Here is a 23027-nt window from a genome sequence, read left to right as displayed (position 1 = left end):
GTAGGCTTTGAAGGTGCCTCCACGCAAATCCGCCATGACTTTCGTCAATGCCGCTGTTAAGGTCGTTTTACCATGATCAACGTGACCAATGGTGCCTACGTTTACATGGGGTTTTTTACGTTCAAATTTTTCTTTGGACATTTTTCATTCCTGAGCAATATTAAACTCTTAATTCAAAACCTACTGGAGCCCATAACCGGATTTGAACCGGTGACCTCTTCCTTACCAAGGAAGTGCTCTACCTGCTGAGCTATATGGGCCTCAAATCGGGTTGCATATGGAGCGGGTGATGGGAATCGAACCCACGCGACCAGCTTGGAAGGCTGGAGTTCTACCATTGAACTACACCCGCGTACCTTTCTTGCTTTAATGATGGTGGAGGGGGGAGGATTCGAACCTCCGAAGGCAGAGCCGGCAGATTTACAGTCTGATCCCTTTGGCCGCTCGGGAACCCCTCCATAACCGGAAAGTCGGCAATTATTTCAATTTATTAACTAATTGTCAACGTTTATTAAAAACTTTATTACCTATCTTAAGCATTACCAGCGTCAGATACCGTTGGCGGTATAATGGTCACAACCGATACGTCGGAATCATGATCCCCAGCATGAGAAAGAGCCACAAATTCTACGCCTTTGGGAGCAGTAATTTGCGATATATGTAATGACTCGCCCAAATTAAGGTCTTTCAAATCAACCTCAATGAACTCAGGCAGGTTTTCAGGTAAACACATTACCTCAAGATCAACCATGCTATGCATAACTACGCCGCCTTGCTTCGCGCCTATAGATTTATCTTCATTGATAAAATGAATAGGAACGTGCATTTTAATCTTTTCGTTTGCACTGACTCTTAAAAAATCCAGGTGAAGTATTTTTGGTTTTGCAGGATGTCTTTGCACCGCTTTCAACACTGCTTTTTCTTTTTTACCACCTACAGACACATCTAACACGTGAGAATAAACCGCCTCATGTTCCAGATGCTTTCTCACTTCGTTATGGCTCAACGTAATCATTAAAGGAGCCTCTGTTCCACCGTATAGAATCGCAGGAACCCTATCTTTTCTCCGCACCGATCTGGCAGCTGATGTTCCCGATAACTCACGGGGCTCTGCAACGAATTCAAATACGCTAGACATTTTATTCTCCAAACTTGCGCTCAAAACGCATTGATATCTAAAAATTAATTAATCAACATAGAGCGAACTGACCGACTCACCTACAGCAATGCGCCGAATTGTCTCTGCCAGCATCTCTGCAACACTCAATTGACGAATCTTACCAGTTTCCTCTGCTTCACGACTCAAAGGAATAGTATCGGTTACGACCAATTCATCAAGCACTGAATTTCTTATATTACTTACTGCCGGCCCTGACAACACAGCATGGGTACAATAAGCCACCACTTTTACCGCACCATTTTTTTTCAGGGCATCAGCGGCATGACACAATGTGCCGGCCGTATCCACCAAATCATCAATCAGAACACAGGTCCGACCATCCACATCACCAATGATATGCATAATCTCCGATACGTTCGCCTTTGGCCGACGTTTATCGATAATTGCCAAATCAGCATCATCCAGACGCTTAGCCAGCGCCCTTGCCCTGACAACTCCACCAACATCAGGCGATACAACAATTAAATCTTTATACTTTTGACGCCACACATCCCCTAAAAGCAAGGGTGACGAATAAACATTATCGACCGGAATATCAAAAAATCCCTGTATTTGATCTGCGTGCAAGTCTACGGTTAACACTCTATCAGCACCAGCCTCACCAATCATTTTTGCAACAAGCTTTGCACTGATTGGTACTCGCGCAGATCGAGACCGCCTATCTTGCCTGGCATAACCGTAATAAGGCATAACAGCTGTAATTCTGAATGCTGACGCCCTCTTAAAAGCATCAATCATTACCAGTAGCTCCATCAAATTTTCATTTGTCGGCGAGCATGTTGGCTGGATAACAAAAACATCCTTGCCTCTTACATTTTCCTCTACCTCGACCGCAACTTCTCCATCACTAAACCTGCCTACCGTAGCCATTCCTAGACGCATACTGAGCTTTTTAACGATACCTTCCGCTAACGCTCTATTGGCATTCCCGGAAAACACCATTAACGATGCATCACTCATTCCGGCACTCCCAACTTTGATAATTGATGATAGACAATATGGCTGGGCCGCAAGGATTCGAACCTTGGTATGCGGAGATCAAAACCCCGTGCCTTACCGCTTGGCGACGGCCCATTAATATTTTGATAATACTTGCTGTCTTTAATCGTAAAGACTCAAGTACAATGGAGAACTGTTCAATCCTTTTGCAAGATGTACTCGCCATTTATCTTTTAACGCTAAATACGCATCCGTTGCCTTATCTTTAGTTTCAAATTGAGCAAAAACACATGCCCCCGTCCCTGTCAACCTGCCTACTGAAAACCTAGACAAGTCCTGCAAAGACATACCTACCGAAGGATAGAGCCTACGAACTGTTTCCAGACAATCATTGTTATATTGCCCAGCAAGAAAGTCGCTTATATTGATAGATTTACTGTCTCTTGTCAAATCTTTTGATAAAAATATTTCTCTTGTGTTGACATGGCAATCCGGCTTGATAATGACAAACCAGGATTCTGGGATAGTTATTTCAGAGAGCACTTCTCCCACACCTTCAGCCCAGGCACTTTTTCCGAACACAAAAACCGGCACATCCGCACCAAGCTGCAAGCCCATCTGCATCATCCTTTCCTGGCTCAATCCCAATTCCCAAAGATGATTCAACACAATCAATGTGGTTGCCGCATCGGAACTACCGCCCCCTAAGCCGCCGCCCATAGGCAGATTTTTTTCTATATCAATGGTTACCCCACCGGCATAACCTGTTTCATTTTTAAGTAATTTTGCAGCCCTGACTGTCAGATCATCGTCTTCAGCAACATTGGGTAGTGTGTTTTTTAACCTGACCTCGCCATCGGGTCTGGGAGTGAAAACAATCCAGTCACATAGTTCTACAAAATGAAAAACGGTTTGCAACAAGTGATATCCATCTTCCCTACGGCCAGTAATTCGCAACATCAAATTCAACTTGGCCGGAGCCGGCCAGCGCCTTTCCCACTTACTAGCTAATTTAGCGGTCTCACTCATTTATAACCCACTGATCCACAATTAACTTAAGCCTAACAGCCTGATTGGTTAAATATACCTTATGGGGCATCAACCCAACCTCCGTTCTCTGCATGGCTTTAAACAGAACCTGCCAACCACTTTGCATAAAACCTTGATCAGTCTCAATGTAATCAATATCCGGATCCGCCAAACCTCGAACCCAATAAACCAAAGACCTTATCGGCACATAAAAGCCAAGTTCATTAACAAGCGACGCCTCATCTTGATCAGAATAATCAATGACGTTCTCGCCGTCATTAATACTCAGATAGCCCTCCTTGATCTTGATTTCCACCCCCCCTTGCCCCAGAGGTCCTGAGATTTTAATAACTCCCTGCTCGCCACTCTGAGCCCAACTCATCGATCCGGACCACGAGTCATCTTTTAAAATTACTGCGATACGCCCTTCAAAGTCCCAATAATTCAACTTTTCTAAAGCACTTCTGTCAGAAAGTACATAATCAGTCGTATCCTTTACAGTACTCAGCGTGCAACCAGCCGACTGAATAAGTGAGCATAAAATTATGACCCTCCCAACATGACCTGAAGTCGACTTCAGATACTCACCGAACATCTAACACTCTTTTCTTAAAATCAAGCAGATACTCATCATCCGGAGCATTTTTAATCGCTTGGTCAAATAAACGGATTGCCTCTTTTTTTCTTCCTAATTCCCATAGAACTTCAATCAAATGAGCGGCAATCTCATTTTCCGGCTGCAACGCATAAGCCCTTTCCAAATACTCTAAGGCTTTAGTCAAATTATTCAGCTTAAACTGCAGCCATCCGTAACTATCAAGAATAACCGCCTCGTCAGGCTGCAAACTAAGAGCCCTTTCAAGGTATTGCTGAGCCTCAACGTAGCGAGTAGTTTGATCTGCAAGCGTATATCCCAGAGCATTTAAGGCGCTCACATCATCAGGATGATTCACTAAAATTCTTTTCAAATCCAGCTCAAGAATATCCAGCTTGCCCATCCGCTCAGCAACCAAGGCCCGGGTATATAGCAACTCCTTTTGCTCTGGCATTTCCTGTATGGCGTCATTCAGCATCTGAAATGCTTCTTCGTAACGTTTCTGCTCATTGTAGAGCTCAGACCTTACCAAGATGCCACGCACCTTCTGCTCGGTAGTTTTTTTCGGCAAATCATCCAGCCGCTTACTTGCTGAATCAAATTCTCCTTGCTTTATCAAAAGGGATATGGCTGCTATTCGAGCATCAAAACTAAAAGGGCCGCTGGTTACCTTATCAAACCAAACCAAACCCTCTTCATTGCGCTCTGCTCTGACCGCTATTCGGCCCAGGTAAAAACCGGCCTGATCCTGGAATTCAGGAATCAAAACCAATTCTTTGAACACGCTCGAAGCCTTATCGTCTTGTTCCAACTGCAAATAAACCAAAGCCAAAGAAAACTTTGATTCAACATCGTCAGGGCTGATGTCGATAATTTCACGATAAATCTGCCCAGCCCCTTCGTAATCTGAAGATTTAATCAGCAACTGCGCCAGTAATTTTCTTACTTTAACGTTTTCAGAGTCTTTCTTACTCAATTTTGCGAGCAGCTTTTTAGCTTTCTCAACGTCATTAGACACGACTGCAATTTGAGCTTCCAATAATAAAGCCTTGTCCCATTCAGGATTAATATCCAAGGCTTTTTTTATCTTTTGCCCTGCCAGCACATGACTGTTCAACTGCATAGCCAGCATAGACTGAACAAAATAAACAGATGCCTGATCCGGCTGCTGAATGGCGACTTCCTCCATGACATCGTAGATAAATGCTGCATTTGCTTTAGGACCTAAAGCCTTAAACAACTCCATGAGCGTGCCATCGAACCCTTCAGGGTCTTTTTCGAGTATTTCAAGCGCATCAGTGACACCCATTTTTTTATCTTCCTTTCTAAGCGCCGCAAGCAAAGATATCTTCCTGGCCGTTAAATTATTAGGCTCTTGCTTTAGCCATAATCCAACTGCCTCCTCTGCTTTCTCTGTATTCTTTGTGTACAGTGCAATTTTTGCCGCACGCTCAGCCAGTCTAACGTCTTTGACACGCTTTGCCGCCTCAAGATAGCCTTCCAGAGCCACATCAAATTGCTCTCGTTGTCCGGCTATTTCGGCCGCAAGCAGCATATACATAACATCAGGATCAATCGCAGTTTTTGAAGCATCGACCTCGGGAGTTATTCCATCTCCCCCAACCGCCGCTTCCAAATCAGTGCCATTTTTTTCTGACAATGACGAACAGCCATTTAAATAAACAAGCATCAGCACTGCAAGCAACTTATTGATCAACACACAAATATCCTATGATTTTTCATGACAACATCTACATAATAGATTAACAGAAAACGCGATCAAACTTGACAGTTGATTTATAACGTTTGGATAAACGCGCAACATTTCTTTAAAATACCTCTCTAAGCCCATATGTTCAGAATTACCCGGCCAATGGGCTTATGCTTGTAACCGCTGAGACGCATCTGATAAAGCTAAGTTCAGTCCGTAACCATTAATCATTAAGCCCCTGATACTTTTGACTCATGACACTGCTAGCCGTTGGAATCAATTACAATACAGCGCCGGTTTCAATTCGCGAGCGATTGGCTTTTCCTGCCGATATACTGGAAACATCATTACAAGATTTATGGCGATTAAATGGCATTTCCGAAGCCGCCATATTATCAACCTGCAACCGCACGGAATTTTATTGCGAATCACCCACAGAAAACAAACAATTATTAATCGACTGGGTTGCTGATAATCGGAACATTAAATCAGCCGAGTTCGCCCCCTACTTATACATACACCAAGACAGCCAACTGATTCGTCATATGTTTCGCGTCGCATGCGGACTCGATTCTATGATATTAGGTGAACCTCAAATTTTGGGACAAATGAAAACGGCTTACCAGGCGGCTTCAGAAGCCGGCACGCTTGGCAAATACCTAGGCAAGTTATTCCAGTACACTTTTTCAGCCGCCAAAAAAGTAAGAACAGACACAGCTATCGGCTCAAGCCCGGTATCAATTGCATTTGCAGCGGTTCAACTTGCGCAGCAGATTTTTGACAAGCTAAGTGAACAAACCGCTATTTTAATAGGCGCCGGGGAAACCATAGAATTAACAGCGCGACATCTCAGCCAACACGGTATTGGTAGAATCATTATCGCAAACCGTACTTTTGACAAAGCCCACGCACTGGCAAGCCGATATAACGGCTATGCCATTTCGTTGACGGAACTCCCTACGCATTTGGCCGAAGCCGATATTGTTGTATCGTCCACCGCCAGTCAACTGCCTATCCTAGGCAAAGGGAGTGTAGAAAGCGCCATCAAAAAGCGTAAACACAAGCCCATGTTCATGGTTGATCTTGCCGTCCCAAGAGATATCGAAGCAGAAGTGGAACAACTGAAAGATGTTTACCTTTACACCGTCGATGATCTCCAGAATACTATTGACCAAAATATGGACAACCGCCGCCGAGCAGCGCTTCAAGCCGAAGAAATCATCGATACGGAAGTCGAACATTTTTTATCCTGGCTTCGAGCTCAAGGCGCCCAAAACACGATCCGAGATTATCGCCTGCAGGCAGAATCGATCCGCGACGAAGCCCTGTTTAAAACCCTAAAAATGCTGAATAACGGCCTGTCTGCCGAAGAAGCACTCAATCGTCTGGCTCATAGCCTGACCAATAAACTCATTCACACGCCAAGCGCTCAAATAAGAGAAGCAGGGGCAAACGAAAGGCACGATCTGATCGCGGCCGCGCGTGAAATTTTTAAATTATCATCAACTCAATGAAACCATCCATAGCAAACCGACTTGACAGTCTCAGCGAACGCTTTGACGAAATTACCGCCCTACTTGCTCAACCTGAAACCCAAAGCAACCAGAATAAATTTCGCTCGCTAAGTCAGGAATATGCGCAGATCAAACCTATTGTTGATTGTTATAAGCATTTCGAAGAAACATTGGCAAACCTCGAATCTGCTCATGAAATGGCCAAAGACAGTGACCCTGAGCTAAGGGAAATGGCTAAAGAAGAAATATCAACCCTTGATAAACAACAAGCCGCCATAGAACAAGAGCTGCAAATTCTGTTGTTGCCCAAAGATCCCAATGACAATCGCAACATCTACCTCGAAATAAGGGCCGGGACGGGGGGCGATGAAGCCGCCATTTTTTCAGGCGATCTGGCCCGGATGTATCAACGTTTTGCAGAAAAAAAAGGCTGGAAAACCGAATCGATCAGCGAAAGCCCCGGAGATCACGGTGGTTACAAAGAAATCGTGCTGCGCGTTTCAGGACAGGACGTCTACTCACAATTAAAATTCGAATCCGGTGCACATCGCGTTCAACGGGTTCCTGAAACCGAATCGCAAGGCCGGGTGCATACCTCCGCGTGTACTGTTGCGGTGATGCCTGAAGCAGAAGAAGTTGATGCTATCGACATCAATCCCGCGGATTTGCGCGTAGACACCTACCGTTCTTCCGGTGCAGGCGGTCAGCACATCAATAAAACCGAATCGGCCATACGGATTACCCATATCCCCAGCGGCGTAGTGGTCGAATGCCAGGACGAACGTTCACAACATAAAAACCGCGCCCGAGCCATGTCGCTGCTGCAATCACGACTACTGGCCGCCGAGCAGGAAAAACAGCAATCAGAGCAGGCACAAAACCGAAAACTGCAGGTAGGTAGCGGCGACCGTTCAGAACGCATACGCACCTACAACTTTCCTCAAGGCCGCATGACCGACCATAGGATCAATTTGACGCTTTATAAACTCGATGAAATCATGCAAGGCTCGATGGAACAAGTCATTGAACCTTTGATTAACGAACATCAGGCCAAGCTATTGACACAACTGGGCGAAGAATAAGTCGCGCATGCTTACAATAAAAAACCTGCTAATCAAGGGCATACAAACACTGCTACCAGAAGTAGATTCTCCTCAGCTTGAGGCGGAAATCCTGTTAAGTTTGACCCTAGGTAAAAATCGCTCCTATCTTAAAGCCTGGCCGGAACGGGAAGTTAGCGGCGAGCAAGCCGACTGCTTTGATCATCTGGTTGGTAAGCGTAGCGAAGGGATACCGATCGCTTATCTGACAGGTCAACGTGAGTTCTGGTCACGAGATTTCGCGGTCAACCCTGATGTCTTGATACCCAGACCCGAAACCGAGTTATTGATTGAAGTGGCATTAACTTTGATCCCGCAAATCCAACCATTCAATGTCATTGACCTGGGCACCGGCTCCGGCATTATCGCGATTACGCTTGCTGCTGAAAGACCTTTGATTGAGGTCACGGCAGTCGATGCCAGCTGCGGCGCATTGAAAGTAGCCCAAAGCAATGCACGGACCCACCAAACTGAAAATATTACTTTCATCCAGAGCCATTGGTTCGATCAGATAAAAGACCGCGCATTTGATCTTGTTGTCAGCAATCCGCCTTACATTGCACCGGAAGACCCGCATCTTTTGACGGGAGACGTCAGATTCGAGCCTCAAAATGCATTGATTGCCGCTAACCGCGGGCTTGGTGATATCGAACAGATTGCCGGCAATGCACGAAAACATCTGCAACCACAAGGCCATTTACTGATCGAGCATGGCTATAATCAGCACAATGAAGTTCAGACTATTTTTCGTGAATTTCATTTCCAAAATATTCAAACTTTCCGGGATTTATCGGGCCACCCACGGTTGACTTATGGACAATGGCAGTCTTGATCACCGATCACTCTTCACTTAATTAGGTTTTGAAACTATGCAACCCCCAGAAATTGCTATTCCACGTAAAATTACCAACCAGTTGCTGCATTTGGCGCAACTCTCGCCAGATGCCGAGATATGCGGTCTTATCAGCAGCTACCAGGGCATGGCCCATCAATGTTATCCCATTGCGAATGCGGCCGAACACCCTGCCGATAAATTTCTTATGGAACCGGGGCAGCAAATTAATGCGATGCAGAACATACGAGAAAAAGGCGAGGAATTGTTTGCGATTTATCATTCTCATCCTAAAGCGCCAGCGCAACCTTCTGCAACTGATCTGGCGATGGCGGCTTATCCCGATACCCTCAATTTGATCATTTCACTGAACACCAAAGGCGTTCTCGAAATGCGCGGCTACAGGATCATTGAACAACAAGCCCGCGAAGTGCCGTTGATACTGTCATAATTGATTAACCGTAACTACTCGCCCGCTTTGAATTAAGGGTGTAGGTGCTTGATTTCAAAGGACGCATCAATACGTCCCTGTAGCTCGCTGCAACATCCCTGTTGCAGAAGCCTTTTCAATCAACCACCTACACCCAATAAAATGGGAAGGGGTGAGCAGATACGATAAACCAGACTTTTCAAAACCCAAACAGCCTTGACCAGACCAGTATTTCCCAGTTTGATATTTTCAGCTCATTTTGGGCTGGGAAAGCCTTTCGAGGAACGCCGTAAACCCTTTCATGGGGGCTTCACAGCGGCATCTGACCGCCAAGGACGGTGGAAATGCAGATTTTGTCCGGAATAAAAATCTGCCCTGTAGCCGACATCCTCAAAAAGCTTCCACCAGCCCGTTTCTCCTTCAAATTGAGAATTGCTGTGACCAGACAATGCTTTGCAACATCGACGGTAATTATTGTTTAATGGTTACCCGCACCGGATCACCTTGCCTGATATTCCAACGCGCGGCATAACCGGCATTAACCTCCAGCATGTAACGCGCGGGAAGACCGGAATCATAGACATCACAGTCTTCATTGATACACGGGGATACATGAGGCAGCAGCGAGACGACCCTGCCCTCTTTTGAAATAAACAGAATATCCAGCGGCAACAAGGTGTTTTTCATCCAAACACCGCGTAGCTGGTCGTCAGAAAACACAAACAACATGCCTTTATCAGCCTCCAAATCTTCCCTGAACATCAATCCCCTGGCCCTGGCTTCTTCACTGGCTGCCACTTCCACTTCCAGCAAACGCCCCTGAGTTTCAAAAGTTACAATTCCCTCACCAAGAAGGGCTGGTTTATAGTCATCTGCGCCAACGCTTTTAAAAACCAAAACCAAAGTCGCAAGCGACATAAGGCTAGCTAAACAACGCAAGGGTACTACTTGTCTGAAATTAAGGCTTATCATAACCATTGCCTAAAGTTGATGGTAACGTGCTGCTTGTTATGAACTAGCGAACAACAAACCTGTTGATCTTCCAAATCAACAGCTGCAATCTGCCATTGAAGAACGGATCCGTATGGGTCAGGTAAACGCAACCACTGAAACGGCTGCTGCGTATCAATAACACAACGATCAAGACCTAACGCAATGCCCCGACCTACCGCCTTGACAAACGCCTCCTTGCCCGTCCATAACCGGTAAAACTCAAGCAATTGTTGATCTTGACTCAGGGCCTGCCAATAAGCTTGCTCTTCTGATGCAAAACATCGACTGACCAAACCCTGCAGATTATTTCTGGATTTGATCACTTCGACGTCCACGCCTACATCACAATCCCGAGATACTGCGACGACAAAACAGTTAGCCGAATGCGATACATTAAACGCCAGCTCCGGATCGTTTTCCAAAAAAGGTTTACCGTATTGTCCTTTTCCGAATTTAAGAGCATCAGGAGCTTCATCCAAATACTGCGCCAAAATTTGCCGCCGAATGGCCTGCATTTGTGCATAGTTTGCCCTGAGGCACGGCTGCTTAAAATTCAGCAGATTGGCGCGCTGAGCCTCATCCAGAATCGACAAATAATAAGGATCGACAACTTCAGTTGACTGTAAGGTCACCTGCCACAGATCCACTGCGGAATCTGTCAAAACCAGACTCATTCGTTACGGGTCAACGCCAAACCCTCGCCGCGCGGATCGCTGGCCGCATCAAATTGCCGGGTACCTTTATCAAATTGTACGACCTGCATATCACCATACTGATAAGGTGTTTGCTTTACAGCATGCCCTAGCCGAGTCAAGCCTTCAATTTCAGTCGAACTCAAGCCACCGGCTTCGTATTGAATGACATCCGGCAGATATTGGTGATGAAAGCGAGGTACACTGACCCAGGACATGGGCCTTTTACCCTCCGCAATATCCAGCACCGCCAGCAACACCATGGAAATGATACGGCTCCCGCCCGGCGTGCCTATCACAGCCACTCGCTGCTCGTCTTCGACAAATGAAGGCGCCATACTCGACAACATGCGTTTGCCGGGTTCAATGGCATTAGCTGCGCCGCCCACCAGACCATAAACATTCATGGCGCCCGGCAAACTGACAAAATCATCCATTTCATCATTCAGTAAAACGCCGGTTCCGTTCGCCACAAAAGCAGCACCGAAAGGATAATTTATGCTGAGCGTCGCCGCCACCCGATTGCCTTCCGCATCAATAATTGAGAAATGTGTCGTATTGTCGCCGCCTGATTGACCGGTCATTTCACCGGCAAGGAAGCTGCTAGCCAAGGCTTTATCCGGTCTGAGCGAAACCCTAAGTCCCGCGGCATAGTCCGGATTGATCAAACGAGCGACCGGCGCATCGACAAAGTCAGGATCACCCAAATACATGGCCCTATCCCTGTAACTGCGACGCATCGCTTCAACAATCAAATGTTTTCTTGTCGCTGAATCGACCTTGGCCAAATCGTATTCACTTAAAATATTTAACGACTCAATGAGCCCTATTCCGCCCGATGACGGCAGTGATGCGCTGGTAATGCGTAGACCATGAAAACTGCCTCGCACGGGCGCCCGTTCAATGACCCGGTAATTATTCAGATCGTCTTGCTGCCAAATACCGCCACTGGATTTTACCGAATCAAGTAATTTTTCTGCAATTACGCCTGAATAAAAGCCATCTCTCCCAAATTGCGCCAATCTTTCCAATGTAGCCGCCAATTCCAGCTGTCTTAAAATCCAGCCTTTTTCAGGCAATTGCCCCCGGTCCAGAAAAATTTCCGCTGCCGTTTCCGATTTTTGTAATTCCTTAAGCCTAAACGACACCAACTTACGGTATTTATCGCCGACCGGAAACCCTTCCCGGGCATACCGAATAGCAGGTTTTAAAGATTCAGACAAAGGCAGTTGACCATAATGTTCCGCCAAATGAGCCAATGCAGCGGGCACCCCCGGAATACCTGCCGAGAGGGGGCCCGTGATGGACAAGCCTGGAATTATTTTGCCGCCTTTATCCAGAAACATCGCTTTATGCGCAGCCATAGGCGCTTTTTCACGTCCGTCCAGCATCGTTTCAAAGCCGTCACGGGCTCTATGTAACAACCAGAAACCGCCGCCGCCCAAGCCTGAACCCGAAGGCTCAACGACGGCCAATGCAGCACTGACGGCAACCGCTGCATCAAACGCATTACCTCCCTGATCGATCACTTCCATTCCGGCCTGGGTTGCCAAAGGATGAGCGCTGGCTATCGCCAAATTTGAAGTCTTGGCGTAAACAACTGGCTGCCAGCCTAAAACGATAAACCCAAACAGGGCAAAAACAAGCACACCTATTTTTCCAGTAAACCGTTTTTTTATCGTCCGGCTTTGCGAAACAGCAGACTTAACCCAGGTAATGTCTAGTATTATCTTTTTTTCGAACATGTCGCATCGGCTCCTGAAACCGGACCTTTTATCAGCCATACAGTTGATAAAATGAATGATATGATTTGTTTATTATACCCATCGTAGATCGAAATTCGGCACCGGGGTGCCCTTCAAAGGACGCCGTAAATACATCCATGCAGGCAAAGCATTTGCCGAACAACCCGTTGCCTCCTTAAGCACTGCCGAAATTTGAAGTGCGAAAGGTATACATCAAAGAGAACTGACTCACGTAGCTCAAATTTTTAAGACTTTCGTATTCATCAGGATAGATAGTTATGCCCCAACAAAAATATACACTGGGTTTTATCGGCATAGGACTCATGGGCAAACCGCTCACTTTACGTTTATTAAATGCCGGTTTTAAAGTCAATGTCTGGAATCGCACTCCGGAGAAACTGACCCCTGTCGTCGACGCTGGCGCGGTTGCCTTTGCTGACAGCGGCGTGTTAATCGAGGCATCCGATATCATGATCCTATGTCTTGCTGATACTGCGGCTGTAGAAACAGTTGTAAACCAACACATTCTTCCTTGCGGCCGACAAGGTCAGCTGATTATTGATTTGTCCAGCATACATCCTGAAACAACACGCGAACTCGCTTCCCGGGTTGAACAATACTGCGGCATACAATGGGTCGATGCGCCGGTGTCCGGCGGCGTTGCAGGCGCCGAGCAAGGCAGTCTGGCGATTATGGCAGGCGGCAGTAACGACGCGGTAGCAATAGCTCGTGAAGTCTTGAAACCTCTGTATCAGCAACTCACCCACATGGGCGAAACCGGCAGCGGTCAAGTGACCAAAATTTGTAATCAAATGATCGTCAGCTGCAATGTACTGGTCATCGCTGAGATGATGGCTTTGGCGAAATCGGCTGGCGTTGATGCGGCCCGGATTCCGGAAGCGTTGGCCGGTGGTTTTGCCGACTCAAAACCTTTGCAGATCGTCGGACCCGAGATGGCGAACGAAACCTTCGAGCCGGTCAAATGGCGGGTTAAAACCCTGTTAAAAGACCTTAATATGGCAATTGATATTGCATCCAGGCAAGGTCATGCCACACCGATGTCCGGGCTGGCAGCGCAATTGATGCAACTGCACGGCAGCCATGGCTTCCTGGATCAAGATCCATCAACTCTGATAAAGCTTTACAGCCAACGCTAATGCAATTTGCCGCCAATTTAAGCCTGCTTTTTACAGAACTGCCTTTACTTGAACGCTTCAAAGCGGCGAAAAACAGCGGTTTTTCAGCCGTAGAAATCCAGTTTCCTTACGAAGAAACACCGGAAACTATTCAAGCCGAACTGGTCAATAATGGCTTAAAACTGATTCTGTTCAATGTTGCGACCGACGATTTACTGCAAGGCGGAGAAGGCTTGGCTGCCGTTCCGGAAAAAGCGCAGGCATTCAGGCAGGCTTTAGCTCAAACAGCCGAGTACATCAACGTTTTAAAGCCGGAAGCCATCAATGTCTTACCCGGCTGTTGCCATGATGTCAGCCGTATCGACGCTTACCTGACCGTCTTCAAAATCAACTTGTCACTCGCCGTAACGACTTTTGCACCGTTGGGCGTTAAAACCGTCTTTGAAGCCATCAACACCTTCGACATGCCCGGATTTATCATTCACAGCGGCAAACAGATGTTGGAGATTATGGCAGAACTCGACCACCCTGATCTGTTCATGCAATACGACATTTATCATATGCAACGTATGGGGGAAAATGTGGCAAGGTTCATTCATCTGAACGGTCACAAAATCGGTCATATTCAATTTGCCGATTGCCCGGGCAGGAGACAGCCCGGCACCGGAGAAATCGATTTTAACGAGGTATTTTCCGCCATTACAGAATCAGGGTATTCCGGTTGGGTTGGCGCCGAATACAGACCCACCTCATCGACATTCGACAGTCTGGATTGGCTTGCTCACTGTAACAATTTCTAATAATCCGTCTTCATTAGGTCTGAACGATCGTTTTCTGGCAGCATCAAGCTACTGGGTGAGCTTTAGATATTTTTGATACAAACTATCGTGACTCTCGACATGCATAGGATCTTTGTCGATGCAATCCACCGGACACACCTCGATACACTGAGGCAGACCATGATGACCGACGCACTCCGTACACAGAGCAGGATCGATTACATAAATATCTTCGCCCTGAGAAATAGCACCGTTGGGGCACTCGGGCTCACACACATCGCAATTAATGCATTCGTCTTGAATAATCAGCGCCACAAAGACTCCTAGCTAAATTTTTTGATTAGACCGTTTAAAACCACATCAGGAACAAAACTAGAGACATTGCCCTTCAATCTGGCAATTTCTCTGATCATGCTGGATGAAATAAATTCATATTGTTCGGCGGGCGTCAGAAAAACAGTTTCCAGATCGGGAGAAAGCCTCCGATTCATACCGGCCAGCTGAAATTCGTACTCAAAATCAGATACCGCCCGCAGGCCTCGTAAAATAACGTGAGCACCTTGTTCCTTGGCACAATCCACCAGCAGATTATCAAATCCGATAACATTCACATTGGCAAAATCACTCGTGACCGCACGCGCCAGTGCAACACGCTCTTCAATGGAAAACAAAGGTGATTTGTTATTGTTTTCGGCCACAGCAACGATGACCTGATCGTAAAGCTTAGCGGCTCTGGCAATCAAATCCAGATGACCATTGGTAACCGGGTCAAATGTTCCGGGATAGATTGCGTTGATTTTCATAGTGTTGTAAGCGTAGCAAAAAGGCGCAAAGTATAAATGCTTATGGTCTTACAGCAAAGTTTTTAAATGTTTCTCTATAGGCATCGACTCACCCCTTCCCATTTTATTGGGTGTAGGTGGTTGATTGAAAAGGCTTCTGCAACAGGGATGTTGCAGGGAGCTACAGGGTCGTGTTAATGCGTCCTTTGAAATCAAGCACCTACACCCAGTGGTCTTTTGTTTTTAGAATCCCGAACTGACTCCCAATCCTGATTTAATCCGCCCCGTTAAAAACATCGTTAATTTTGAATCGTAAATATCTGTCTGCGCGCAAACCATTGCATAACATAGCCTCTGGGAAGGATTTGACCACTTTGCACAAAGGCCAGGGTGTACTCATTATTGAGTGTTGCATTCAATAGCCTTACAGCTGACTGCGTGCCGCACAGAAGCAGTTGATCGCCTGATTTAAGCTGATAATCATCTGAAGGCAGTGGAATGAGTGTATCACCGGATTTGATTATCAAAACAACAATAGGTAACTGTTTAGTTAAGTCATCAGGATGCCTGATTAAATGGCCCAATCTCAGCGAATTTCCGTCTGCCAAATACTTTAAAGCTGCATGACTGGAATTCTCGTTAATGAAGATGGTTTGCAGATGCGGTTGCCTGACCCCAATTTTGTCATTTAACCGCTGGATAACGGCCAGTAACTCTTGCTGACGATCGGGTTCATCGGCCACAAGATAAGCAAAAAAAGGTTTCAACAAAGGAGCGATCAGCAAAAAAAGTATACGTCTGGACGTTACCATTGTCGGCTGCATGATCAAATCAATATTGGCCGCGGCAAAAGCAAGCCGGTTCTCATGACGATTTTGCCGGACCAATGAAAACAAACCGGGATTAAGATTTCTGGCATTTAACAAGATACCCAGATTATGCCCATCATCATCAGTACCGGCCAGAATGCCAACGGCTTGATCGACTCTTGCTTTGACAAGGGTTTTTGCCGTCGTCCTACCCACAATATATTGAGCAGGTGATTCGGAACCGGTTGCTTCATGAGGGTCGATAACGGTCGTATCAATCCCATGCAGCGTCAGCACACGATTGACTTCATGCCCCATTCTGCCGTACCCGCAAATGATCCAATGCCCCATTGGAGGTGCGCAAAATTTATTCAGGGTTGCACCCGGCTCTTTGGCCAGCCATTGGCTCAGTCCTGTATATTCCGGGTGTTTTAGTGCAGAACCCAGGACTTTGGCAAAGGTTTTAAACGGATCGACCACATGCACCTCACCGCCCAAAGTTGCCAAGGTTTCTTCAAATACTTCAACCTTTGACATGGCGATAATACCAATTCCTGGATTCAGCAACCGCGCCAGCGCTGCAATTTTTAAATTGGTCTCCTCACAATTCGTAATAGCCACTACGGCTTTACAATTGGGATGCTGAACACCGGCCTCCAACAGATGTTTCGGCACACTGGCATCGGCGCAAAATCCGGACATGGCCACGCGGTAATCACGTAGTTTCAGTGTCTTAATCCGCTCTTCATTATCATCTATGATGACGGCTGGAAAGCCATGATCACTGAGCCCACGAGCCAACAGGCTGCCTGTATCACCAAATCCGCAGACTATAAAAAACGGCCCGGAAATGCGCTTGACCGCTTTTGTAAATTGCCGCTCTTCCAGCGCCCTGACAAAAAAAGGGTTTTGAAATAACCGGACTATGCTGCCTATTGCATAAAACCAGGTAATAACACTGACATACAGACAAGCCATTGCCCAAAACCGTTGGGCATTATTAAACTCATAGGGGATTTCACCAAATCCGGTCGTCGTCGCGGTATATGTCATGAAGTAAAGCGCATGAAATATGCTCATGTTATGCGTTTTACCCTCTATGACCGGTCCGGGAATAGAAACCATGACCAGAATAGAGATCGCATAAACCACAATTAAGGCGATGATCGGACTGCGCATTTCACGCATGACAATGAAGCTTACCCGATTGAGATCGATTGATTCAGCCATGACAACCTCAGTGAAACAGTAATTTAAAGCCGAGACATCAGCGTCTCTGAGACCAGGATTACAACAGAAATGACATTGGCCAACAACGCGCCGCCACTTAACGAAATAATGGTGACCATCACATCGGGGGTCATTCCTGTTTCGGTGACATGAACGGCGACCGTCCAATAAGTGGCAGCTGCAATCAGCTCGAGATCAGCAACCAGACTTGTTGACAACAATACCGCTCCAATTTGCGATCGATCACCCAGCTTTAAAACCGTTGCAATGAAGTTAACAACAATCACAATAAACAACTCTAAAACGTTGTGATGGTCAGGATTATTGATCTCCCCAAGAAAAAAGCCAAAATTCAACGTTAAAGACAAAACGATGAAGAAACCGAAAATAACTTTCTCTAAATTCACAGTAGCCGTCCTATCGTTAAACCAAAAATAGGATTCTACCCGATTGTAACCCGACTTGATGGGCAAATTTTTGATAGCTCGGCCTCCATTTTAAAGCCGCTCAGTCCAAAAAACCCTGGTCTACAAACAATGATTATTGCTAACATTGTTAGAATTTGAACGGAGACTTATTGATGAAATTGACCGCTATAGACCTAGTTGCCGCCGCTAAACAAAACATCACTGAAATTGATGTAGCCACCGCCAAAAAGGTATTATCCAAATTCATTGTGTTAGATGTCAGAACGCCGGCTGAATTTATTAATGGCGCCTTGCCTGATGCCATCAATATTTCTAGAGGCATTCTGGAATTTAGAATTGAAAATCACCCGGATTTCAAAAACAAACAGGATGCAGATATCCTGGTTTATTGCCAGACGGGCGGACGTGCTGCGCTGGCCACTGAAAATCTGCTGAAGATGGGCTATGAAAAAGCCGTGAGTCTTGCCGGCGGCTACCAGGCCTGGCAAGCATCCCAGTAAATGGAAGCCCTCACCTCAATCCGGCTAGATAAATGGCTTTGGGCTGCTCGTTTTTTTAAAACCCGCAAACTGGCTGCAGAAGCCATAGCCGGCGGAAAAGTGCACCTGAATAATCAACGGGCAAAACCTGGCAAGGAGATTGGCGTGGGGGTTCGGCTGGAAATAATGAAAGATCAATACCGTTGGGATATTGTCGTAAAAAGCCTTAACAACCAAAGACGTCCTGCGCCGGAAGCTGCATTACTCTATGAGGAATCAGAAGAAAGTAAAAGCCGCCGTCAGGCTCTAATTATTCAACAAAAAGAAGAGCAATCGCTGTTTCCCCATTACGATAGACCGCATAAACCCAACAAAAAGGAGCGGCGTCTCATTCATAAATTTAAGGAAGGCTGATGCTACAAACAGGTTGGCGGTTTAGGCAAACCCGCCAGTTTGCAAGCAGTTTTCAGTGGACCATCCGGGAATAACCGGTGTAAATAACGGCTATTTCCCTTTTGTTCACCTAACTGCTTAGCAATTGCCTTTGTAAACATGCGCGCGTTGGGCAAATGCTTGTAACGGTTATAATAATCCCTGATAAACCCTAAAATTTCCCAATGCTCGGACGTTAATTCAATATTGTCCAGTTGTGCCAGTTGGTTCGCGACATCCTCGTTCCACTGGGTCATATCCACTAAAAAACCTTGATCCGTGGTCTCAAGGGACACCCCATGAACAATCAAGACCATGAATGAATCACCTCATTGACGGTCGTTAAACGGATCAAATCGAGGTAGCCGATAACTTCGATATTATCGGGAAATTCAGATGGTTGAATGCCGTGTATCAGCAACGCGTCTTGTAAGGCATACCATTTAATTTCCTTACTCAAACCTCTGATTTTTTCCTTAAAAGCCTGACTTATCAACCTTTGTACCGACATCCCGATAAAAACAACGTCATCCCCTTTATCGATTCTTTCCAGAACTATTGGCTCTGGCGAAGATTCAAAAACCAGATGCAGCATAATTAGTGAGAAATATCCGTTAATTTAAGACCCACAATACCTGCGAGCACCAGCACCAGTGAAATGAGCCTGGGGACATCCGCAGATTCTTTGAAAATGACAATACCAAGGATGGCGACACCGACGAGTCCCATGCCGGTCCAAACGGCATAGGCAGTTCCCAGGGGTAACGTTTTAATAGCAACCGTCAACAAATAAAAACTTCCCGCACCAAAAACGAGCGTCATTAAACTGGGTATCAGCTTGGTAAAACCCATGCTGAATTTTAAGCTTAATACGAAGATGATTTCGGCAAAACCGGCCGCAAATAGAAAAAACCAGGCTGTCAATTTGAATTTCCTTGTTAGAATAAAATGAAGATTATCTTATAAAACCAATAATTAAAATAAAGTATAACGTTTCCATGGAAAATGAAATTGCGTATCTTCTTAAGGGCAAACAGCAGATCATTAGTAATCTGACGCTTTTGCTCAAACAGAAAACATTGATCACTGTTCAATTCGGAAATAATGAATCGTTTTTAACCACCTTGATCGAAATAGATACCGAAAAAGGGATTTTATTTTTTGATTACGGGCCTAAGGATTATTTGAATAAACAGCTGCCGCTTTCTTCTGACATTGAATTTAAATGCAATTTTTCGGGTATTCGTGTCAGATTCGAAGGAAAAAAAATCAAACCAGTCAAACTAAAAGGGGAAGTGGTCTTCGCAATGCCGTTACCGGAAAAGCTTTTCTGGTTCCAACGGAGGCGATTTTATCGCGTCAAGTCGCCGCTATCTAAACAAAGCTTTATTAATTTAAGCCTGGAAACTGAAGAAATCATACAATTACGCATTTTCGATCTCAGCATATCCGGCGTTTCATTTTTAGACGACACCTGTGAATATAATCATTTGTGGACTCCGGGAACTCAGTACGACAACGTAACGCTTGTTCTGGAAAACATAGGGGAAATTAAGGTCTCTTTGGAAATATCCAGCTGCAATCCGGTAAACAATGATAAACCCGATAAAATTCAAAAGATTGGTTGCAAGTTACTAGGGGTTTCAAACGCCATGGAATCAACCATTCAAAAGTACATGCAACTCATAGAGCGGGAAAATAAGCTTAAAAGCTAATAAAACGTTAACTTCACGCTGACAATGTGAAACTATTTCATTTTGAAACCTTCCAACATCGGCGGTGGATTTATTCCTCTATAAGGCTCATTCCTGGCAGGAACAGTCACTGTATCTCCGCTGGTCTCTGCAAATGAACGGGGTTTTACCGCTTGGTAAGACGAATAATACCGGTAAGTAGTGAGTTTTTGATTCAGCATATCGAGTTTATTGGATAGAACGTGTTTTTCCTTCAGGCTCAACTGGCCATCCGCTTTAAATCGCTGCTCCAATTGTGCCAGTTTGGCTTGGCCTCGCGATAAATCCCTCAAGTCCTGGCGCGTGATCAAACCCTTTTTGTACGCTTTTTCAATTTTCTTTTGTTGCAGTTGTTTTCTGGCAGCAAACTGATTTAGAAAATTATCGTCTTTTTGAGAGGGGGGCAGGGTTCCACCGTAATCCGCAAAACTGGATATAGCCCATAAACTGCAGAAAAGAAAAGCAATCAATCTGACTCGTTTCATAAATATTCCTTATTGATATCAACGTGGCGCATATAATGCCCATCGCAAAATTAATAGTGACTTAACAAAAAAAAGATAATCCTCACTAATGATTAAAGATACTACCGACTTCGATCAGGAAATATTAACTGTTTCACAGTTAAACAGTGAAAGTAAACGCTTACTTAATGAGCATTTTTTAAGTGTTCGCGTTGAGGGTGAAATATCGAACCTGACGACGCCCTCTTCAGGCCATATTTATTTCACGCTAAAAGATAGCCAGGCTCAGGTTCGTTGCGCGATGTTCCGTTCTCAGCATCGCCGGACCCATTTTAAACCGGGCAACGGGATGCAGGTTATTGCCCGGGCACAAGTCACTTTATACGAACCCCGGGGCGATTATCAGCTGGTTGTTGACGAACTTGAAGAGATAGGCGACGGCGCGCTGCGAAGAGCCTTTGAAGCACTTAAATTCAAACTGGGACAAGAGGGATTATTTGACACCCGCTATAAAAAATCAATCCCTTTGCTCCCCTCAACTATTGGCGTAATCACATCGCCCACAGGCGCTGCAATCAGAGATGTGCTGACCGTTCTTAAAAGGCGATTCCGGGCGGTACCTGTCGTTATCTATCCGACAGCCGTACAAGGAGACAACGCAAAATACGAGATCACCAAAGCCCTGAATACGGCAGCTGCGAGTGGCGATTGTGATGTCATCATCTTAGCTAGAGGCGGGGGCTCGCTTGAAGATTTATGGGCTTTCAATGAAGAAATAGTGGCCAGAGCCATTTTCGCCTGTCCCATTCCCGTCATTTCCGGAATAGGGCATGAGATCGATTTTACCATCGCCGACTTTGTATCAGATTTAAGAGCGGCTACTCCCTCCGCTGCCGCAGAACACGCCGTTCCCGATCAGCGCGAATGGCAAACGATGTTCCAGTCGTACGCATTGAAATTACAGCAGCAACTGTCTCGTCAATTAGCGCAAAAACAGCAAAAAATGGATTGGTTAGTCAAACGTCTGGAGCAACAACACCCTGGACAAAAGCTGGTCCGCAATGCTCAACGAGTTGACGAAATGGAACTCAGAATGGTCCGAGCCATAGGCCGCCTGATCAATCATCACAAAAGTTCATTGGCCGTTCAATCGGCAAAACTCAATCAACAACTGCCCTCCAATCGCGTCAATACACTAAAAATGAGACTGGCTCATTCAGATCAGCGCCTGTCAGCGGCTTTAAGCGTTAAATTGGAACGGCTGACCCAGCGTCTTATTCAGGCAGGCCAAAACTTGCATGCGTATAGCCCTTTGGCAACGCTGAGCCGAGGTTACGCTCTGGTAACAGAAATCAAAACGGGAAAAGTAATCAGCAGCTCAACTCAACTTAATGAAGGAGACCGGATACATACCCGTTTAGCGGAAGGTAGCCTCATCAGCGAAGTCAAACAGCTATCAGTCAAGACTTAACCGACTGAAGTCGGAGCAGGCCAGCACTTAAGCACCCGGTACTCAACGCCAGACTCAGTCGAGCAGGATTGAACCAGACAAAATGAATGGCTAACCCATACAATCGGGTCAAAGCCTATTTCCACTTTATCTTTCACCCCTCTGGCTAAAGTCACATGCGGCAAATAAGGTCTTTCATCCAGCCTAATCCCCAAGCTGCGAGCCAAAGCGGAGATTTCGTCCGCTAAACTAGACGCCCCCGAATCGCTCTGGGAACTGGTTAAACAAAGGACTTTGGGCGCCTTCCAAAAACTCAGTTGATCAAAGGTCAGACTGGCCGGTTGCATGACAATATCTGATGCTGAAGCCATTAAAGCTACCTCGCAATTGCTATTGACCGAACCTAAAAAGCAGACAGTAACGTGCAAATTTCCAGCGTTTACAAACTTCATTGATGATGAATCCAGCTTGTTGATCAGGCCCGTACACTGTTCGCGTACTGATTCATCCGGCCATAGCGCAAAAAACAAGCGTTTCACGGCAGT

The 23027-nt window shown here is 45.8% G+C and carries 28 protein-coding genes and 4 tRNA genes; 10 read left to right on the top strand and 22 right to left on the bottom strand.

From position 1 onward, the window contains the following. From Q7V32_RS09590 to Q7V32_RS09545, 10 genes are all read right to left on the bottom strand, one after another. Nucleotides 1-141, bottom strand: a 141-nt coding sequence (locus Q7V32_RS09590; protein WP_304895698.1) for a GTP-binding protein, incomplete at its 3' end; no start/stop codon positions are given. A 43-nt stretch (nt 142-184) separates the two neighbouring features. Continuing rightward, nucleotides 185-260 (bottom strand) — tRNA-Thr (locus tag Q7V32_RS09585). A gap of 18 nt (nt 261-278) precedes the next feature. Then, nucleotides 279-352, bottom strand: a tRNA-Gly gene (locus tag Q7V32_RS09580). Between the two features lie 21 nt (nt 353-373). Next, nucleotides 374-458 (bottom strand) — tRNA-Tyr (locus tag Q7V32_RS09575). Between the two features lie 74 nt (nt 459-532). Continuing rightward, nucleotides 533-1138, bottom strand: a complete 606-nt coding sequence (locus tag Q7V32_RS09570) for a 50S ribosomal protein L25/general stress protein Ctc (protein ID WP_304896754.1) — start codon at nt 1136-1138, stop codon at nt 533-535. Nucleotides 1139-1186: 48 nt separating this feature from the next. Beyond that, nucleotides 1187-2140 (bottom strand): ribose-phosphate diphosphokinase, encoded by a 954-nt coding sequence (locus Q7V32_RS09565; protein WP_304896753.1) that lies wholly within the window; start codon nt 2138-2140, stop codon nt 1187-1189. Nucleotides 2141-2179: 39 nt separating this feature from the next. Beyond that, nucleotides 2180-2254 (bottom strand) — tRNA-Gln (locus Q7V32_RS09560). A gap of 27 nt (nt 2255-2281) precedes the next feature. Further along, nucleotides 2282-3148, bottom strand: a complete 867-nt coding sequence (gene ispE, locus Q7V32_RS09555) for a 4-(cytidine 5'-diphospho)-2-C-methyl-D-erythritol kinase (RefSeq protein WP_304896752.1) — start codon at nt 3146-3148, stop codon at nt 2282-2284. Further along, entirely contained in the window at nt 3141-3743 is a 603-nt protein-coding gene (lolB, locus tag Q7V32_RS09550; protein ID WP_304896751.1) for a lipoprotein insertase outer membrane protein LolB, read from the bottom strand. The genes ispE and lolB overlap by 8 nt, the downstream gene beginning before the upstream one ends. Next, a complete protein-coding gene (locus tag Q7V32_RS09545; protein WP_304896750.1) occupies nt 3733-5463 on the bottom strand; it encodes a tetratricopeptide repeat protein in 1731 nt (576 codons plus the stop codon). The genes lolB and Q7V32_RS09545 overlap by 11 nt, the downstream gene beginning before the upstream one ends. Before the next feature lie 245 nt (nt 5464-5708). Here Q7V32_RS09545 and hemA point away from each other — a divergent pair, with 245 nt between their 5' ends. Genes hemA through Q7V32_RS09525 form a run of 4 tightly spaced genes read left to right on the top strand, consistent with a single transcriptional unit; the run spans nt 5709 to nt 9351 of the window. Further along, nucleotides 5709-6968 carry a glutamyl-tRNA reductase gene (hemA, locus tag Q7V32_RS09540; protein WP_304896749.1) on the top strand — a complete coding sequence of 420 codons (1260 nt, stop codon included), beginning with the start codon at nt 5709-5711 and terminating at the stop codon, nt 6966-6968. Then, on the top strand, nt 6965-8050 hold the full coding sequence (gene prfA / locus Q7V32_RS09535; protein ID WP_304896748.1) for a peptide chain release factor 1: 1086 nt from the start codon (nt 6965-6967) through the stop codon (nt 8048-8050). Before hemA ends, prfA begins: the two co-directional genes overlap by 4 nt. Nucleotides 8051-8057: 7 nt before the next feature. After that, on the top strand, nt 8058-8900 hold the full coding sequence (gene prmC, locus Q7V32_RS09530) for a peptide chain release factor N(5)-glutamine methyltransferase (protein WP_304896747.1): 843 nt from the start codon (nt 8058-8060) through the stop codon (nt 8898-8900). Nucleotides 8901-8937: 37 nt separating this feature from the next. Further along, nucleotides 8938-9351, top strand: coding sequence for a M67 family metallopeptidase (locus Q7V32_RS09525; protein ID WP_304896746.1), 414 nt, complete (start codon nt 8938-8940; stop codon nt 9349-9351). Between the two features lie 450 nt (nt 9352-9801). On the opposite strand, the gene Q7V32_RS09520 is transcribed toward Q7V32_RS09525, so the two are convergent. Genes Q7V32_RS09520 through ggt form a run of 3 tightly spaced genes read right to left on the bottom strand, consistent with a single transcriptional unit; the run spans nt 9802 to nt 12760 of the window. Next, nucleotides 9802-10248: a DUF192 domain-containing protein gene (locus Q7V32_RS09520; RefSeq protein WP_304896745.1), complete on the bottom strand. Its 447-nt coding sequence runs from the start codon at nt 10246-10248 to the stop codon at nt 9802-9804. 50 nt (nt 10249-10298) lie between these two features. Next, on the bottom strand, nt 10299-10985 hold the full coding sequence (locus Q7V32_RS09515) for a 4'-phosphopantetheinyl transferase superfamily protein (protein WP_304896744.1): 687 nt from the start codon (nt 10983-10985) through the stop codon (nt 10299-10301). A gap of 8 nt (nt 10986-10993) precedes the next feature. Then, the gene (gene ggt / locus Q7V32_RS09510; RefSeq protein ID WP_304896743.1) at nt 10994-12760 is read right to left on the bottom strand and encodes a gamma-glutamyltransferase; all 1767 of its coding nucleotides are present in this window, start codon (nt 12758-12760) and stop codon (nt 10994-10996) included. Between the two features lie 278 nt (nt 12761-13038). Between ggt and Q7V32_RS09505 the strand changes: the two genes are divergently transcribed. Together Q7V32_RS09505 and Q7V32_RS09500 are read left to right on the top strand one after the other, a co-directional pair. After that, nucleotides 13039-13917: an NAD(P)-dependent oxidoreductase gene (locus Q7V32_RS09505; protein WP_304896742.1), complete on the top strand. Its 879-nt coding sequence runs from the start codon at nt 13039-13041 to the stop codon at nt 13915-13917. Then, nucleotides 13917-14696 (top strand): hydroxypyruvate isomerase family protein, encoded by a 780-nt coding sequence (locus tag Q7V32_RS09500; RefSeq protein ID WP_304896741.1) that lies wholly within the window; start codon nt 13917-13919, stop codon nt 14694-14696. The genes Q7V32_RS09505 and Q7V32_RS09500 overlap by 1 nt, the downstream gene beginning before the upstream one ends. Before the next feature lie 48 nt (nt 14697-14744). Here the strand turns inward: Q7V32_RS09500 and Q7V32_RS09495 are convergent, their stop codons facing one another. From Q7V32_RS09495 to Q7V32_RS09480, 4 genes are all read right to left on the bottom strand, one after another. Beyond that, nucleotides 14745-14990: a YfhL family 4Fe-4S dicluster ferredoxin gene (locus tag Q7V32_RS09495; protein WP_304896740.1), complete on the bottom strand. Its 246-nt coding sequence runs from the start codon at nt 14988-14990 to the stop codon at nt 14745-14747. 8 nt (nt 14991-14998) lie between these two features. After that, nucleotides 14999-15478, bottom strand: coding sequence for a pantetheine-phosphate adenylyltransferase (gene coaD / locus Q7V32_RS09490; RefSeq protein ID WP_304896739.1), 480 nt, complete (start codon nt 15476-15478; stop codon nt 14999-15001). A gap of 278 nt (nt 15479-15756) precedes the next feature. Then, entirely contained in the window at nt 15757-17496 is a 1740-nt protein-coding gene (locus tag Q7V32_RS09485) for a TrkA family potassium uptake protein (RefSeq protein ID WP_304896738.1), read from the bottom strand. 23 nt (nt 17497-17519) lie between these two features. Further along, a complete protein-coding gene (locus Q7V32_RS09480; RefSeq protein ID WP_304896737.1) occupies nt 17520-17903 on the bottom strand; it encodes a DUF6394 family protein in 384 nt (127 codons plus the stop codon). 173 nt (nt 17904-18076) lie between these two features. On the opposite strand from Q7V32_RS09480, the gene Q7V32_RS09475 reads away from it, so the two are divergent. Both Q7V32_RS09475 and Q7V32_RS09470 read left to right on the top strand, forming a co-directional pair. Then, nucleotides 18077-18424, top strand: coding sequence for a rhodanese-like domain-containing protein (locus Q7V32_RS09475; RefSeq protein WP_304896736.1), 348 nt, complete (start codon nt 18077-18079; stop codon nt 18422-18424). Beyond that, nucleotides 18425-18817 carry an RNA-binding S4 domain-containing protein gene (locus Q7V32_RS09470; protein WP_304896735.1) on the top strand — a complete coding sequence of 131 codons (393 nt, stop codon included), beginning with the start codon at nt 18425-18427 and terminating at the stop codon, nt 18815-18817. 2 nt (nt 18818-18819) lie between these two features. Here Q7V32_RS09470 and Q7V32_RS09465 read toward each other — a convergent pair whose 3' ends face one another. Genes Q7V32_RS09465 through Q7V32_RS09455 form a run of 3 tightly spaced genes read right to left on the bottom strand, consistent with a single transcriptional unit; the run spans nt 18820 to nt 19759 of the window. Next, nucleotides 18820-19152: a TusE/DsrC/DsvC family sulfur relay protein gene (locus Q7V32_RS09465; protein ID WP_304896734.1), complete on the bottom strand. Its 333-nt coding sequence runs from the start codon at nt 19150-19152 to the stop codon at nt 18820-18822. After that, the gene (locus tag Q7V32_RS09460; protein ID WP_304896733.1) at nt 19143-19430 is read right to left on the bottom strand and encodes a DsrH/TusB family sulfur metabolism protein; all 288 of its coding nucleotides are present in this window, start codon (nt 19428-19430) and stop codon (nt 19143-19145) included. The genes Q7V32_RS09465 and Q7V32_RS09460 overlap by 10 nt, the downstream gene beginning before the upstream one ends. Nucleotides 19431-19432: 2 nt before the next feature. Then, entirely contained in the window at nt 19433-19759 is a 327-nt protein-coding gene (locus Q7V32_RS09455; protein WP_304896732.1) for a multidrug efflux SMR transporter, read from the bottom strand. 74 nt (nt 19760-19833) lie between these two features. Here Q7V32_RS09455 and Q7V32_RS09450 point away from each other — a divergent pair, with 74 nt between their 5' ends. Beyond that, a complete protein-coding gene (locus Q7V32_RS09450) occupies nt 19834-20550 on the top strand; it encodes a flagellar brake protein (RefSeq protein ID WP_304896731.1) in 717 nt (238 codons plus the stop codon). A 32-nt stretch (nt 20551-20582) separates the two neighbouring features. On the opposite strand, the gene Q7V32_RS09445 is transcribed toward Q7V32_RS09450, so the two are convergent. After that, nucleotides 20583-21053, bottom strand: coding sequence for a hypothetical protein (locus Q7V32_RS09445; protein WP_304896730.1), 471 nt, complete (start codon nt 21051-21053; stop codon nt 20583-20585). A gap of 88 nt (nt 21054-21141) precedes the next feature. On the opposite strand from Q7V32_RS09445, the gene xseA reads away from it, so the two are divergent. After that, nucleotides 21142-22503: an exodeoxyribonuclease VII large subunit gene (xseA, locus tag Q7V32_RS09440; protein WP_304896729.1), complete on the top strand. Its 1362-nt coding sequence runs from the start codon at nt 21142-21144 to the stop codon at nt 22501-22503. Here xseA and thpR read toward each other — a convergent pair. After that, nucleotides 22500-23021 carry an RNA 2',3'-cyclic phosphodiesterase gene (thpR, locus tag Q7V32_RS09435; protein ID WP_304896728.1) on the bottom strand — a complete coding sequence of 174 codons (522 nt, stop codon included), beginning with the start codon at nt 23019-23021 and terminating at the stop codon, nt 22500-22502. The genes xseA and thpR overlap by 4 nt on opposite strands. Nucleotides 23022-23027: the final 6 nt, after the last annotated feature.

This window comes from Methylicorpusculum sp., assembly GCF_030651835.1.
In the GTDB taxonomy this organism is placed as follows: Bacteria; Pseudomonadota; Gammaproteobacteria; order Methylococcales; family Methylomonadaceae; genus Methylicorpusculum.
Note: the sequence above shows the minus strand (reverse complement) of the source record. Positions and strands in the feature narration are given on the sequence as shown.